The sequence below is a fragment of the Microbacterium protaetiae genome (assembly GCF_004135285.1).
In the GTDB taxonomy this organism is placed as follows: Bacteria; Actinomycetota; Actinomycetes; order Actinomycetales; family Microbacteriaceae; genus Microbacterium; species Microbacterium protaetiae.
Window position 1 is genome coordinate 764182 of sequence record NZ_CP035494.1, and the last position, 15157, is coordinate 779338.

10 protein-coding genes are annotated in these 15157 nt (G+C 69.6%); 1 reads left to right on the top strand and 9 read right to left on the bottom strand.

What is annotated here, in order from left to right; genetic code table 11:
* Positions 1–99 precede the first annotated feature (99 nt).
* Complete coding sequence (locus ET475_RS03385; RefSeq protein ID WP_129386021.1) at positions 100–3789, bottom strand: proline dehydrogenase family protein; 3690 nt, start codon at positions 3787–3789, stop codon at positions 100–102.
* Between the two features lie 126 nt (positions 3790–3915).
* Here ET475_RS03385 and ET475_RS03390 point away from each other — a divergent pair, with 126 nt between their 5' ends.
* Positions 3916–4809, top strand: a complete 894-nt coding sequence (locus tag ET475_RS03390) for a LysR family transcriptional regulator (RefSeq protein WP_129393613.1) — start codon at positions 3916–3918, stop codon at positions 4807–4809.
* Positions 4810–4825: 16 nt separating this feature from the next.
* Here ET475_RS03390 and eccCa read toward each other — a convergent pair whose 3' ends face one another.
* From eccCa to ET475_RS03430, 8 genes are all read right to left on the bottom strand, one after another.
* Positions 4826–8791 carry a type VII secretion protein EccCa gene (gene eccCa, locus ET475_RS03395; RefSeq protein WP_129386023.1) on the bottom strand — a complete coding sequence of 1322 codons (3966 nt, stop codon included), beginning with the start codon at positions 8789–8791 and terminating at the stop codon, positions 4826–4828.
* Positions 8788–9918 (bottom strand): FHA domain-containing protein, encoded by a 1131-nt coding sequence (locus ET475_RS03400; protein WP_129386025.1) that lies wholly within the window; start codon positions 9916–9918, stop codon positions 8788–8790. Before ET475_RS03400 ends, eccCa begins: the two co-directional genes overlap by 4 nt.
* A complete protein-coding gene (locus ET475_RS03405) occupies positions 9915–11276 on the bottom strand; it encodes a hypothetical protein (RefSeq protein ID WP_129386027.1) in 1362 nt (453 codons plus the stop codon). The genes ET475_RS03400 and ET475_RS03405 overlap by 4 nt, the downstream gene beginning before the upstream one ends.
* 30 nt (positions 11277–11306) lie before the next feature.
* Positions 11307–12617 (bottom strand): hypothetical protein, encoded by a 1311-nt coding sequence (locus ET475_RS03410; protein WP_129386029.1) that lies wholly within the window; start codon positions 12615–12617, stop codon positions 11307–11309.
* On the bottom strand, positions 12614–13909 hold the full coding sequence (locus tag ET475_RS03415) for a S8 family peptidase (RefSeq protein ID WP_129386031.1): 1296 nt from the start codon (positions 13907–13909) through the stop codon (positions 12614–12616). The genes ET475_RS03410 and ET475_RS03415 overlap by 4 nt, the downstream gene beginning before the upstream one ends.
* On the bottom strand, positions 13906–14358 hold the full coding sequence (locus tag ET475_RS03420; protein WP_129386033.1) for a hypothetical protein: 453 nt from the start codon (positions 14356–14358) through the stop codon (positions 13906–13908). The genes ET475_RS03415 and ET475_RS03420 overlap by 4 nt, the downstream gene beginning before the upstream one ends.
* Positions 14359–14426: 68 nt before the next feature.
* Positions 14427–14708: a WXG100 family type VII secretion target gene (locus tag ET475_RS03425; RefSeq protein WP_129386035.1), complete on the bottom strand. Its 282-nt coding sequence runs from the start codon at positions 14706–14708 to the stop codon at positions 14427–14429.
* 43 nt (positions 14709–14751) lie between these two features.
* Positions 14752–15066 carry a WXG100 family type VII secretion target gene (locus ET475_RS03430; RefSeq protein WP_129386037.1) on the bottom strand — a complete coding sequence of 105 codons (315 nt, stop codon included), beginning with the start codon at positions 15064–15066 and terminating at the stop codon, positions 14752–14754.
* Between the last annotated feature and the right edge of the window lie 91 nt (positions 15067–15157).

The window sequence follows — 15157 nt, forward strand, 5'->3', positions numbered from 1 at the left end:
GAGCGAGGAGCCTTTTCGCGGTTTCGGTCCTCGCCTCGGCAGATCCCCTCGGCTGGGGCGAGGATGCCGCGGGCCGGACGGCGAGCGCGACCGCGCCGCTCAGATCACGTTCTGGCTCCACGCGTCGGGGTTGCCGAAGCGGTGCGCGGTGATGGCGATGGCCTGCTCGTGCAAGAACGGCAGCAGTTCGAGCCGGCCCGCAGTGGTCACCTCGTTGTCGTACACGGCCAGGTCGGGGTCACCGTTGACGGCCTCGGCGATGCCTCGATGCAACTCGGCGACCGCCGGGCTGGGACCGACCAGCCGTATGCGCGGCGGGTGGGCCGCGGCATCCGGGCCCATCGTGATCCGCTCGAGAAACTGCACCTTGGTCTCCACGAACACCGGCACCTCGAGATCGCCCAGCACGCGGCGCACCGCCGCCGGCAGCCCCGCCGGCAGAGACAGGGTGAAGCCGGCGCCCGCGCGCACTCCGGCCACGGCCACCCGCAGCACTTCCTGCAGCGACGCATCGCGCACAGCCCGCACGGCGACCGGCACCGGCCGGTAGCGGAAGAGGTTGCGTTCCACGCCCAGGTGCGACACGTCGCGCACCTGTCCGAATTCCCGATCCCAGGCGATGGCATCTGACAGCGCACCGCGGCGCAGCCACTCGAAGGCCGGGTAGTCCAGCGACGGCTGGGCGGCCTCGATCAGCTGCGTGATGCGGGTGTCGAGGCCCCGCAGGTGCAGCGTCTGCGACCCGCCGCCCCCCGTCGAGGCACGCCACGATCCGAGTCCGATGAGGTAGTTCGGGCCGCCGGCCTTGGTGCCGGCCCCGACCGACGAGCGCTTCCATCCGCCGAACGGCTGGCGCTGCACGATCGCACCGGTGATGCCGCGGTTGACGTAGAGGTTGCCCGCCTCGACGCCCTCCAGCCACTGCGCGAGCTCGTCGGGGTTCTGCGTGTACAGCCCCGCCGTCAGGCCGTAGGCGACGCCGTTCTGAATTTCGATGGCCTCGGCGAGGGTGTCGGCGTGGATGATGCCCATGACCGGGCCGAAGAACTCCTCGAGATGGAACCGCGACCCCGGCTGCACGCCGACACGCACGCCGGGGGTCCAGAACCGCCCGGCCGTCTCGGCACCGAAATCGAGCGGCTTCGGCTCGACGAGCCAGCTCTCTCCCTCGTCGAGGGTGGTCAGCGCCCATTCGAGCTTGCCCTGCGGCTTCTCGATCACCGGACCGACCTCGGCCATCGGATCGGACGGTGGGCCGACACGCAGCGACTGCACCGAGTCGATCACCTGGCGACGGAAGCGCTCGGAGGTCGCCACCGGCCCGACGAGGATAGCCAGCGACGCTGCCGAGCACTTCTGGCCGGCGTGCCCGAAGGCGCTCTTGACGAGGTCGGATGCCGCCAGGTCGAGATCGGCGGAGGGCATGACGATCATCGCGTTCTTGCCGCTGGTCTCGGCCAGCAGCGGCAGATCGGGCCGCCACGAGCGGAACAGCGCGGCCGTGTCCCACGCACCGGTGAGGATGACGCGGTCGACATCGGCGTGGGTGATCAGCTGCTTGCCCAGGCCGCCCTCGTCGATGTCGACGAGAGCGAGCAGGTCACGGGGAACGCCCGCTTGCCACAGCGCTTCGCTGATGACGGCCGCGCACCGGCGCGCCTGCGGCGCCGGCTTGAACACGACCCCCGAGCCCGCAGCCAGTGCGGCCAGCACCCCGCCGGTGGGGATGGCGATGGGAAAGTTCCACGGGGGCGTGACGACAGTGACCTTCGACGGCACGAACACGGCCCCGGCCACGCCGTCGAGCTCACGCGCGCACGCGCCGTAGAAGTTCGCGAAGTCGACGGCCTCGCTCACTTCGATATCGCCCTCGCTGAACACCTTTCCGGTCTCGGATGCCGCGACCTCGATGAGCTCGCCGCGTCGTGACTCGAGCACCCGGGCGGCTTCCTGCAGCACCCGGGCGCGGTCGGCGGCGGGCGTCGCGCCCCAGGCGACCGCGGCATCCTTCACCTTCGCGACGATGTCGTCGAGCACGTTCGGGTCGGCCACACGGGCAGCGGTGATCGTCGCCACGCCGGCGGTGGATGCCGCCACCCGGCCGATGATCTCGCGCCCCCACTCGCGGTTCGCCGGCAGCGCCGGGTCGGAGTCGGGCGTGTTGCGGAAGCCCGGAGCGCCCGTCGCACGCGTGCCTGATTCGCGTGGCGAGAACACCGCTGTCTCGACGTAGCTCTGACCGCCGAACGACTGCTCGCGCACCTCAGGCTCCAGCGGCACGGTGTCTTCGACCACCGCCGAGCGCGCGATGCCGATCACGGCCTCGGTGAGGGCTTCGCCGGAGTCGGGGTCGCGGCGCGCGCGCCGGCTCTCGGTCGTCACCGGAACTTCGGCGCGGCGGTCCTGGGTGCGGAAGGGCCCGGTGTGCAGCCCCGGGTCGGCGGCCCGCTCCACCGAGGCGAGGAAGCGACCGCGCTCCCGCTCGAAGAGCGTCCCATCCGAGTGCAGCTCGAAAGCGGCCGACAGGAAGTTCTCGGTCGACGCGTTCTCTTCCAGCCGCCGCACGAGGTAGCTGATGGCGACATCGAACTCGCTCGGATTGACCACCGGCACGTACAGCAGCACAGCGCCGACCTCGCGCGAGACGGCTTCGACCTGGCCCTGCGCCATGCCCAACAGCATTTCGAACTCGATGCGCTCGCGCACGCCGCGTTCACCGGCCAGCAGCCGGGCATAGGCGATGTCGAAGAGGTTGTGCCCGGCGATCCCCAGGCGCACGGCCGCGGCACGCTCGGGGGTCAGCGCCGCATCCAGGATGCGCAGGTAGTTCGCATCGCTGTCGAGCTTCGTGCGATACGGCGCCTGCTCCCAGCCGTGCATCACGGCGTCGACGTGCTCCATCGCCAGGTTGGCGCCCTTGACCAGGCGCACCTTGATGCCCGAGCCCCCGGCAGCCACGCGCTGCTGCGCCCACGCGGTGAGCCGGTCGAGCGCCGGCAGGGCGTCGGGCAGGTACGCCTGCAGCACGATGCCCGCTTCCAGGTCGCGCAACCGTGGGTCATCGAGAATGCGCGTGAACACCTCGATCGTCAGGTCGAGGTCGCGGTACTCTTCCATGTCGAGGTTGATGAACGTGCCGGTCAGAGCCGCCGTCAGGTACAGCGGCGCCAGCCGCTCGACGACCTCGTCGACGACCTGGTCATAGGCCCACATCGACAGGTGGCTCACGATCGCCGATACCTTGACCGAGACGTAGTCGACGTCGTCGCGGCGGATGAGGTCGTGGATGCCGTCGAGCCGTCGGCGGGCCTCGGTCTCGCCAAGCACGGCCTCACCGAGCAGGTTCAGGTTGAGCCGGTGGCCGGTGCCGCGCAGCTTCTCCAGCGCGGTGCCGAGCTTGGCCGGGCGCGCGTCGACGATGAGGTGGTCGACCATGCCGCGCAGCACGCGCCGCGCGACCGGCACGATGGGGGTGGGCAGCACCGGGGCCAGCGCGCCGCCCAGGCGCACCGCCGAGCGCAGGTACCACGGCAGAAAGCGCGGCACCAGCGGGGCGACGCGACGCAGATTGGATGCCGCGGCCGAGAGCGACTCCGGTCGCATGACGCCGTCGACGAACCCGATGGTGAACGGCAGGCCGTTCTCGTCTTGCAGCACGCCCGCCAGCAGCTTGGCCGCGGGCTCGACGCGCGCGCCGGCCGACTCGTTCACCCAGCGCTGCGCGAGGGCGGTCGCCTGACGCGCCCGCTCCTGTGTCGATTCGATCACGTGTGTCCCGTCGATCTGCATTGCCGGCTCCTTACAGACTGCACCCATCGTCGTCGATGATTCCAGGATGCGGCATCCCACTCATCATGAAAAGCGAACATCTATGATGAGTTCTCATCGGATTGATCGATGAATCGAGGCCCGCCCGTGTTCGAGCTGCGACGGCTGCGAATGCTGCACGAACTCGCCCTGCGCGGCAGCCTGGCGGCGGTCGCCGACGCTCTCGCCTACAGTCCGTCGACCATCTCGCAGCAGCTCGCGCTGCTTGAGCGCGAGGCCCGCGTGCGGCTGCTCGAGCCCGATGGGCGCGGGGTGCGCCTGACCGCACAGGGACACCTGCTGGCCGACTACGCAGGCCGGATGCTGCAGCTCGACGAGCAGGCGGGCGTGGCTCTGGGCCAGCCCATCGATGAGCCGGTCCGCGTGGCGGTGATGCAGACGGCTGCGCAGACTCTGCTGGCGGCCGCCCTCACCACACTGGCGCTGGACGCACCCGAACTGCGCGTCGAGGTGTCTGACGTACCGCCCGAGGAGGGCTTGTTCGAGCTGTCGGCGCGACGCTTCGATCTGGTGCTGGCCGAGCAGTATCCGGGGTCGTCGCGCGAGCACCGCGCCGACCTCGACCGGCAGCCGATTGGACGCGATCCGATCCGGCTGGCCACACCGCCGGGCGATGACGCCACCGGGCTCGCCGCGCTGGCCGACCGCGCGTGGGTGATGGAGCCGAAGGGCACCGCGGCGCGTCGGTGGGCGCTTGAGCAGTGTCGCGCCGTCGGGTTCGAGCCCGACGTGCGATTCGAGATAGCCGATCTGACCACGCAGGTGCGGCTGATCGCGGCCGGTCACGCGGTCGGCATGCTGCCCGACCTCGTGTGGACCGGGACGGCGCCATCGGTGCGCACGGTCGAGCTTCCCGGCTCCCCCACCCGTGAGCTGTTCACGGCCGCGCGCCGCGCGACGGCGTCGCGCAGCGGCATCCTCGCCGTCCGCTCCGCGCTGCAGAACGCCTTCCGTCGTCGCTCTGCGCCCCGGCGGCGATAGACAGCCCCCGCCCGAGCTAGCCCACGGTCGGCGGCGCGTACACGAGCTGTGCCGAGAAGGTGCCCATGCTGCGGCTGACCACCTGCGCGCGGCCCGGCGCCGACGGCACCGGCTTGACCCGGCCGATCAACGCGCCCTCCTCGGGGTTTCCGCCCAGCAGAATGCCGGTCACGCCCAGATCGGTGAACCGCTGGATGATCGGGTCGTACGCGGCACGGCTGGCACCACCGGTGCGGCGGGTGAGGATGACGTGCAGGCCGAGGTCGGATGCCTGAGCCAGAAGAGGCTGCAGAGCGGCGATCGGGTTGCCTTGACTGGTGGCCACGAGATCGTAGTCATCGACGATCACATAGCCTTCGGCACCCTTCCACCAACTGCGGTTGCGCAGCTGGTCGGGCGTGACATCGGGCCCGGGGATGCGCCCGGTGAAGAACGCCGCGAGCTCTTGCATGCCCGAGGCCGCCATGTCGTGCGAGGTCAGGTAGGCACCCAGATACTCCTGCGGCACCTCGCCGAGCAGCGAGCGGCGGTAGTCGACCACGAAGATCTTCGCCTCGCTGGGTGCGTACAGCCGTGTAATCTCCTGCACGATGCCGCGCAGGAACGATGACTTGCCGGTGCCGGCGTCGCCATACAGGTAGGCATGCGCTTCTTTGCGGGGGTCGATCCCGAACGGCCGCAGGTGCGCCTCGTCGACGCCCAGCAGAAGCTGACCGAATTGCGCGCCGGCCTGTGCGCGGGCGTCGTCCAGGCTGAGCAGCTGCGGCAGCAGACGCAGCTTGGGGCCGGCCGGTCCACGCCAGGCCGCCGACATCTTCGCGATCATGTCGTCGACACCGTCGGCAAGCCGCCCGGGGTTCTGATCGCCGTCGATACGCGGCAGTGCGCCCAGCATTTGCAGTCGCTTGCGACTCAGGCCACGTCCCGGCATGTTGCGGGGAACGTTCTGCGCCTGCTTGCGGTCGATCTCGGAGTCGCTCGCATCACCGAGGCGCAGTTCAAGACGCGTCTGGATGAGGTCTTTCAGGCTCGCGCGAATCTCAAGCCAGCGGTTCGCGGTGACCACCACATGCACGCCGAACCCGAGCCCGCGGCCGGCGATCGTCTGCACGCGCATCTCGAGCGGCTCGTATTCGCTGCGCAGCGTGGCCCAGCCGTCGATCACCAAGAAGATGTCGCCGTACCCGTCATCGACGATGCCCTGTGCCCGGCGCTGGCGGTAGGTGTCGATTGAGTCGATGCCCTGCTCGCGGAAGTACTTCTCACGCGCATCGAGAATGCCCTCGATCTCGGCGATCGTGCGCCGCACCGATTCCTGATCGGTGCGCGTGGCCACTCCGGCGATGTGCGGGTGCTTCTGCATGCCCGAGAACGCACCGCCGCCGAAGTCGAGCACGTAGAACTGGGTCTCCAACGGCGTCGTGGTCAGTGCCAGCGCCGAGACGAGCGTGCGCGCGAGCGTCGACTTGCCCGCGAGCGGCGCACCCACGATGGCGACGTGACCGGCCGCGCCGCCGAGTTCCACCCTGAGCTGTTCGCGCCGCTGTTCGAGCGGAACGTCGACGATCCCCAGCGGGATCGTGAGAGCCCCGGCATCCCGCCACGTCCGCGACACAAGTCCCAGCTCGGGGTCGACCGCAAGATCACCCATGAGCTGATCGAGGGTCGCCGGCTCGGCCAGCGGCGGCAGCCACACCTGGTGCGCGGCAGGCCCTCGGCCTGCCATGCGCTCGACGGCGAGCTCGAACGTCGAGCGCTTCTCGCGCTCCACCGGCTGGTGAAGAATCGGGGCGGACGACTCCATCTCGGTGTCGAGGGCTTGTGCGGCGGCGGTGAACACGTCGATGTCAGCGATGCCCGCGTGTACGTCGCCGGCGGTGGATGCCGCAGACCGGCGCCCCTTCGGCGGGCCGGAGACATACGCCGCACGAAACTGCACGAGTTCTTCGGTGCCGGACTTGAGGTAGCCGACACCGGGCTGCTGAGGCAAGGTGTACGCGTCAGGCACGCCCAGCACGGTGCGCGATTCGGCGGCCGAGAAGGTGCGCAGGCCGATCCGATACGACAGATAGGTGTCCAGGCCCCGCAGTTTGCCCTCTTCGAGACGCTGCGAGGCCAGCAGCAGGTGCACGGCCAGCGAGCGCCCGACGCGGCCGATGTTGATGAAGCTGTCGACGAATTCGGGCTTGGCCGCCAGCAGTTCCGAGAACTCGTCGGCGACGATCACCAGTGCCGGCAACGGCTCGAGGTCGGTGCGGCCGCCCCGGCGGGCCTTCTCATAATCGGTGACGTTGGCGAAGTTGCCGGCGGCACGCAACAGCTCTTGGCGGCGCACCACCTCACCTTGCAGGGCGTCTTGGAAACGGTCGACCAGGGCCAGCTCGCTGCCCAGGTTCGTGATGACCGCCGACACGTGCGGCATACCGGCCATGCCGGCGAAGGTCGCACCGCCCTTGAAGTCGACCAGCACGAAGTTCAGCTGCTCGGGCGAGTGGGTCAGAGCGAGGGCGAGCACCAAGGTACGCAGCACCTCGGATTTGCCGGAGCCGGTCGCACCGATCAGCACCCCGTGCGGCCCCATGCCCTGCTGGGCGGCTTCCTTCAGGTCGAGGATCAACGGAGCACCCGCGGTGTCCTGCCCGATCGGCACGCGCAGTCGATCGCGCTCGAGCCTCGGGGCCCACGCCCGGTCGACGTCGAGGTCGCGCACATCGGGCAGGCCGAGTAGATCGACGAGCTCGCGCTGCCCGACCGTGGTCTCGCTTCCCCCGCTGCCGGCTGCGACCGGCACGGGCCGAAGCGACATCAGGCGGCGGGCCGTGGCCTCCGCCTCGACGATGGTCGCGGCATCCGGTGTGAAAACCTGCGTGGCCGCTGCGATGTCGAGGATCTCGGCGGGCTCGCCCGGTGACGAGGGCAGGGCCAGACGCAGGGTCGAGGAGTCTTCGAGCTCGCCCCAGCGCTCGGGCAGATCGATGATGGTCACACCCTGCACGCCCTCGATGCCTACGAGGGGGTCACTCAGCGGCAGCGACACGCCATCGGCGACCAGCACGACGTGCGGCGACGGGGCGACGCCGTCGCGCTGAAAGCGCCCGCGCTCGGCCAGCCCCGCGGGCAGCATGTCCTTCAATGCATCCAGCGAGGTGCTGATCATGCGCGCGGCGCCCAGACGATCCTGCGCGCGCTGCGAATGGGCGTGCGGCAGCCACTTCGCCCACTCCCACTGCGCGATCTGGTTCTCACCGGCAAGCACCCCGATGACGAGGTCTTCGGGGTCGTGCAGCGCGGCCAGGCCCACGAGCATCGACCGTGCCAGAGCGCGCACGCGCTCGGCATCGGACCCGGTGATCTCCACATGCGAGAACTCGCCGAGATCGACCGCGCACGGCAGATCGTGCTGTGTCTCATGGGTGAGCATGAGGCGGTGGGCCGCGGATGCCGCGACCGGGTCGAGCTGCGCAAGCGGCGGCAGCTCGGGCGCGGTCAGTTCCAGCGACAGCGGCTGATCGCTGACGCCGACCCGTGCCCGCAAGAACTGCGCGTCACTGGGGCGGCGCTCCCAGACGCGGGTGCGCTCTTCGACGAGGAACGGCAGGGTTGCCGGTGCCGGGTTCTCCCAGTTGTCGTGCCGGCGCTGTTGTCGGGCAGCGACCCGCACACTGTCGCGCAGCTGGGCCAAGTAGGCGAGGTATTCGCGGCGGTTGCCCAGCACCTGGGCGTTGTGCTGTGAGCGCTGACGCCAGCCGTTGACCGCCACGAACCCGAGCGACGAGAGCAGGAACATACCGCCGGTGATGAAGCCGGTGGGGCCCTGATTGGTCACGGTGATCATGACAATGGCACCCAGGCTGCCGACCATCGGCAGCAGGGAAGAGAGGATGCCGGAACCGCCCTCGCTCGGGGCGAGCTCGGGTGGTGGCTGCACGACGATGCGCTCGACGGGCTTGCGGGGAGGGGCCAGGCGCGATCCACCGCTCATACATCTGCTCCGGTCAGTCGGGTCATGGTCACAGTCCGATCGCCCACGCGCACGCGCATGCCGTCCTCGACGAGCGTGCGCCGGTGGGCGGTGAGCGGCCGCGCCGCGCCGTCTTCGGCGATGAGGTCGGACCCGTTGGTCGAGCCGAGGTCGGTGACCCAGGCGTCGGTGGCGGTGATCTCCAGCCGCGCGTGCACCTTCGAGACGGTGCGGCCGGGGTCGTCGACGCTGATCACCAGGTCACCGTTCTCGACCGGTGTGGGATTACGACCGAGGTCGACAGCGCACGGCACCGGCACCGGCGCGCGCTGGCCGGTGTCGAAGACCAGCAGCACCGAGGCCGCGCGGGCGTCGAGCGCAGGCAGCACCGAGACCGGCTCGGCAGGCACGGCGCTCGCGCGGCGCGGCGCGGCGATGGCCGCATCGGCGACTGCGGCAGCAACCGGGGTCGCAGAAACCGGAGTGGCCGTGCGGCGCCGGCGCGGCGCATCTGTCTTTGCCGCGGGCACCTCGCGCACGGGCGCGGGCACGCCGAGCATCGACGGCGCTATCGGGGCCGGACGCTCGATGACAGGCGCGACGGGGGCCGCCGGAGCGAGCGCGGACACCTTCGCGCGGTGCGCGCGGCGCGGTACCTCGACCACGACGGTGCCGGCGAGGCGGTCGGCCCACGAACGCCGCCAGCCGCTGCGGTCGGCCGCGCCGGTGAGCTCGAGCAGCCAAGCGCCCACGGCGAGCACGCACAGTCCCACCGCCGTGCAGGCGCCGCGCACGAGGGTGCGGCCCCCACCCGGCGAGTCGGGCTTGTCCATGCGGGCCGTGCGCAGGCGCATCAGCGCGTTGCCGAGCCCGGCACCGGTACGGGCCTGCAGAATCCACAGGGCCAGGGTGGCCTCAACGGCCGCGACGATACCGAAGAACACCGAGCGGGTGGCGAGGATGACCACACAGGTGACGATGGCCACGGCCGCGATGTCGACAGTGACCGCGGCCATGCGCGCGGCAATGGTGGCCGGACGGATCTGCACGGCGCCGCACTGCGGACAGGCGTCGGCGCCCGCGGGCACACCCGATCCGCAGACGGCACAGGCCGTAGCCGCACGAAGGACAGGAGCGTGCGCGGTCATGCTGCCATCATCCCACGTAGCAGGTCGACCACCCCGGCCGCCAACAGCCCGGCAGGCAGCGCCAGCGCTATCGCCAGCGATTCGAGCATGTCACCCACTCGCGACCATCTCAGCGATCGCAGCCCCCGCCCGATCGGCACGATCACGGCGGCGGCGATGACGGCGACCGCCAGCAGGACCACGGCGGCCGCCTCGATCACGCCGACACCGACGATGCCCCCCACTCCGACGGCGAGGGATGCCACGACCACCGCTGTCGCGGCCCGCGGCATCCATCGCACCGTGCCATGAAGCGCACGGCGGCTCTGCAGGGTCAGGGCGATCACGAGGCACACGGCCACGGCTATCTGACCCGAGCGGGTGAGCACATCGGCGGTGTCGAGCCGAGCGAGAGCGAACGGTGCGCTGACAGCCACCGTCACGCAGACGAGAATGGTGCCGGCGCGCCAGCGCGCGGCCGACTGGGCGACCATGCTGCGCGCCTGTGCGGCACGCACCGCGTGCGCCGGTTCGGGCTCGCGCTGACGGGCACTCCAGCGCAGCGTCTGGAAGCGCATGAAGTCGATGAACATGCCCGGCGCAGCGCTGAGCACGCTCGAGGGAAGCACGCGCAGCACGACGGGGGCCAGCCCGAGGGTGACGGCGCAGGCGGCCGCGGCCGGCAGTCCCCACACGAGCACGAGCGCCCACAGGCCGGCGACGGCGGCAGCGACTCCCGTGACGGCGCCCGCCGCTGCGGCGACCACGCGCCCGGCGGCCACGAGCGTCATCACACCGGCCAGCACGGCGACGGCCGACGCCGCGCAGATGACGGCGACGTGCACACTGCCCCACGCCAGCGCGGGAGAGACCAGCAGCCCTGCCGCCAGTGCCAGCGCCAGTGGGGCGTAGAACCCGCCGGTCAGATCGGCATCATCGGCGGTGGTGCGACGCGCCCACACAATGCCGACCGCGAGGGCCGCGACCCCGACGATCAGGCCGACGATGATCGATGTCGCACCCGATGCACGGGCGGTGAGCGGTGCCAGCAGCGCGATGAGTACGGCGAACACGGCAACCATGGCGGCGGCGTGCTCGTGCGGGGCCGCGGCCGGGTCGCCCCCGCGCCGGCGACGCGAACGCGGCGACGACAGCGACGGATCGACCACCGTGAACACGTCACCGTCGTCGTACTCGCGCAACAGCCACAGGGGGTCGACCTCAGCACCCGTGCGGTCGCGCAGCACGACGGGGCCGTCGATGCCCACGTGACGCAGCACCGCGTCCATGGTCATGTCAGCGGGTGCGGCGATATCGTGGCGCGTCGCGCCGTCGCAGATCGCGACACGACGGCGCTGCGCTGTCTCGACCGAATCCACCTGTCCATCCTCGCATCACGTCGCACCCAGTCAGTCGCGCCCGCCGGCGCCGGCGGCCGCCGATCGAGGCCCGAGTTCCTCTTCGTCTTCCAGATGCGGGGCGATCGGTCCGCCCAGGCCGCGCCCCTCCTGCCTGTTCTCGCCACGGCCCCGACCGCCCGGAGCACCGCCCCCGACCATTCCTGACCGACTGCCGGCCCCAGCACCCGCCGACACCGTGGCCACACTCGCACCACCGCCGGCACGCGTGCCGCCCAGCAGTCCTCCGGCACGTCCGCTCGCGCCGGCGGCCGCACCGGCGGCACCGAGACCTCCACCGGCCACGCGCGCTCCGCCGAACAGTGTTGCGCCGCTCGTGCCCGCCACCGCGCTGCCTGTTGCCGCAGAACCCAGCAGTCCGGAACCGCCCGAACCGTATCCTGAGCCCACACCACCGACACCGTAACCATTACCGCCTGCGCCGCCCGCGACGCCGCCGCTGCCCGGGATGCCTCCGCCCCACGTGGTGCCACCGGCGTTCGGGCCGTTCGGCGTCAGGACGCCGCCGGGGCCGACGGACTGGCCCGGGGGTATCACCACCGGCGTGTCGTCATCGAGAACGGGGCCCGAAACGGCCTCCGCCCCTCCGCCTCCGCGGCCGGTACCTGCACCCGTACCTGCACCCGAGCCAGGATGCGGATTCGTGAGGGTCAGTCCCCTCGGGAGATTGTCATGATCGATGACAGGAGTGTTCGCTCCCGGATAGTTGGCGAAGCTGCCCGGCACTGTCCCTCCCGGAATGGTGCCCGCTCCCGGGGCCGACCCGCGCGTATTGACGTTCGTGTCGTGCTGGGACACGTCGACCTTCTCTGGGACGACGATGTCATCGAGCGCATCACTGGCCTTCTTCACAGCGGTCTTCGCGGCGTCTTCGCGCTGGTTGCCGAGGAACCAGTTCACCAGGCCGACGGCGCCCTCACCCGCGATCACCGAGAACCCTGGGAAAGCGATGGTCGCTCCCGCCGCGGCGCCACGGACGAGAGCCTCCTGCCAACCGTTGAGACTGCCCGAGCCGAGGCTCGCAGCATCGGTCTGGGCCTGGGTGCGCACGTCGTTTGCGCGCGTGACCGCATCGTGAAGCTGCTGCGTCGTCGTCGACACCGCGTGCGCTCGCTGCGACACGGAATTGAGGCTGTCGGCGGCTGCCAGGCCGGTCGTCCCCGTGATCCCGGGATCCTGGGCTGCTTTGTCAAGCAGCGGCTTCAGCTCGTCCATCGCATCGATCAGCTCCGACGCCGCCGGCATCGAGAACTGCTGACCATACGCGATGTTCTGCAGGCGCTGTTCCCACACTCCGGTCACACCGCACCTCCCACGTTCTTCTTCTTGCTCTTGGTCACCACGACCACGACGACCACCAGCACCACGACCACCAGCGCACCCGCACCGATCAAGATCGGTGCCCCGACGCCGCCATCGGACCTGGCGCCGGCGATGGCGGTGAGGGACGGTTGCGGTGATGCCGCCCTCGTCGGCGTCGATTCCACCGCAGGTTTTTCTGCGGCACGCGCCACCTGCGACGCACTCGGGTACGTGGACTTCCCCATCAGCGGATTCTCATCCGGATACGTCGTCGGATCGACTTTCAACATATGCCGCAACGACACCGGTCCGTACCCGAGGTCATCGCTGCGCGACAACTCGTGGTCGTCGGCGGTCGTGTTGTGGATCAACGACTGGATCAGCTGGTTGCCCGTCGCTTCCGGATACTTCTGCGCCGCCACCGCGACGATCCCGGCCGTCAGCGGCGTCGCCAGGCTCGAGCCCGTCACCCAGTAGTCGTTGCCACTCGAGTCCACCGACGGAAAGTTCACCCCCGGCGCCACGACGGTCACCTCGGGCCAGACATTCTTCTGGCCCTTCACCTCGGCGTCGTCCTGAAGATACCCGTCCTTGCCGAAGGCATTCACCGACACCACGCCGTTGTACATCCACGGCCACTGTGTGTCGGTGTTCTTCATCGTGTTGGGCGTTCCTGCGACGATGACGACTCCGCGAGCTATCGCTCGTGCCACGGCCTCGGCGTCGCCGGTGGTCATCGTCGAGACGACGAGCGAGATCGAGATCACCTGGGCGCCGCCGTCCACCGCACGGTTGATCCCCTCGCCCAGCGCCGTCGTGTCCTCGATCGATGAGCCGCACGTCGCGTCCAGCGCGTCATGCACCGACATGCCATAGCCATAGAAGGTCACGTCTGATCCGGGTGCGATCCCGCGGATCTTCGCGTCGCCCTTGCCGTTGCCGATCAGCAATGCGGTGACATCCGAGCCGTGCACGACACTGTTGCTGGGAGTCGGCGCCTTCACAGCGTTCGTCGTCACCGAACCGCCCTTGCACAGCGGGTCGTCATCAACGGTCAAGTTGGTTCCCTGGAACACCGGCAAGTCGGGGTTGATCTGCTGATCGATGACGGCGATCTTCACACCCTCACCGGTCCACCCCGCCGCCTGCACCTCGGCGACGCCGAATCCGTCGTACCACCAGCTCGACGGGGCATCGGCTGCCTGTGCACCGATCGCGGGCACGATGGCAAGCGCGGCGGCGAAGAGCATCGCCGCCGTGAGCCCGCGGATGAAATGCGGCACTGCGGTCACATGTCCCCCGTGGAGGACACGCGTCCTGCGGTACCCGAATTCTGCGGGACGGAGGTGGGCTGCCGCTGTTCCTGCTGCTCCAGCGCCAGTGCCTGCTGACTCGCCCGCACGTCCTCATCGCTCGTGTTCTCTGCCGTCTGATTGATCAGTTCGCGCCGGTCGCGCACCCACGAGACGGAGTGCTGCTCCTGCTCTTCGAACTCATCGACGACCTTGCGCAAGGCCTCTGCATTCTTCTTCACCGCAGCACGCACGATGTCGGCGTGCTCGCCCACGGCAGTCGCCCCCGTTCCCAGGCGCTTCACGAACGACGCCGTCGCATGCTCACGCGTGTCACCGTGCACCACGCTGGCGCGATCGCTGCCCGGCACCTGCTCATTCTGCGACGTCAGCTTCGACGTGTGCACGGCGACGATGTCACCGTCGACCATGATCTGCGCCTGTATCACGGCACGCTCCCTTCACACGAATGTCGTGGCCCGGACGAGTCCGAGCCACGACATCCGGTCACATCACGTCAGCCTGCGAAACGACCCGCCGACGAGTTGTCCTGCGACACGTACCCCTGCGAGATCTGATCCGTCTTCACCGAAATCTGCTCCAGCAACTCATTGAGAGCCACCAAAGACTTCGTCCACTCACGCTGCGCCTGGTCATACGCCTGCTGCGCCGAACCATCCCACGACGCGCGCAACTTGCCCACCGCAGACTCCAACGTCTCCAGCTGCGACTTGATGCCCTGCGCACCCGTACGAATCTGACCCGACAGTGCCGTAACCTGCTCCGGCTTCACCGACATCGACTGCATCACAAATACCTCTCTCTCAAACCCGAAAACGCCCTCAGGCGCCCATCATCGAGCCGAGGCCCGAGATCGTCTGCTGGTGCGAGTCCTCCGTCGCCGACTGATCACGCTCGGTCCCCCGCAGCGCGTCCTCCAGCGTCACCAGAACGTTGTTGAGCTTGCGGGTCTCTTCGTCCCAGCGAGCCATCAGCTGCGAGAACGAACCCGCCGCAGCACCCGTCCAGAACCCAGAGACCTGCTCGATCTCACCGCGCACGAACTTGACCTGCTGGTCAATGCCCGACTTCGCCTCATTCACCGCCTGTGCGCCGCGTGCGAGCGCACCCTCCTCAGCCGAAATCAAATCAGCCATCACAACCTCCAAAAATCACTCGACCCGAACCAAGACACCCCACCTGACCGGCCGGACATCCGAAACCCATCCAAACACAGGCATCCTGCAT

What these genes read in the sequence shown, in the direction of transcription:
- ET475_RS03385 (WP_129386021.1), bottom strand. Translation starts at nt 3,789, where the DNA reads ATGCAGATCGACGGGACACACGTGATCGAATCGACACAGGAGCGGGCG.
- eccCa (WP_129386023.1), bottom strand. Translation starts at nt 8,791, where the DNA reads ATGAGCGGTGGATCGCGCCTGGCCCCTCCCCGCAAGCCCGTCGAGCGC.
- ET475_RS03400 (WP_129386025.1), bottom strand. Translation starts at nt 9,918, where the DNA reads ATGACCGCGCACGCTCCTGTCCTTCGTGCGGCTACGGCCTGTGCCGTC.
- ET475_RS03425 (WP_129386035.1), bottom strand. Translation starts at nt 14,708, where the DNA reads ATGTCGGTGAAGCCGGAGCAGGTTACGGCACTGTCGGGTCAGATTCGT.
- ET475_RS03430 (WP_129386037.1), bottom strand. Translation starts at nt 15,066, where the DNA reads ATGGCTGATTTGATTTCGGCTGAGGAGGGTGCGCTCGCACGCGGCGCA.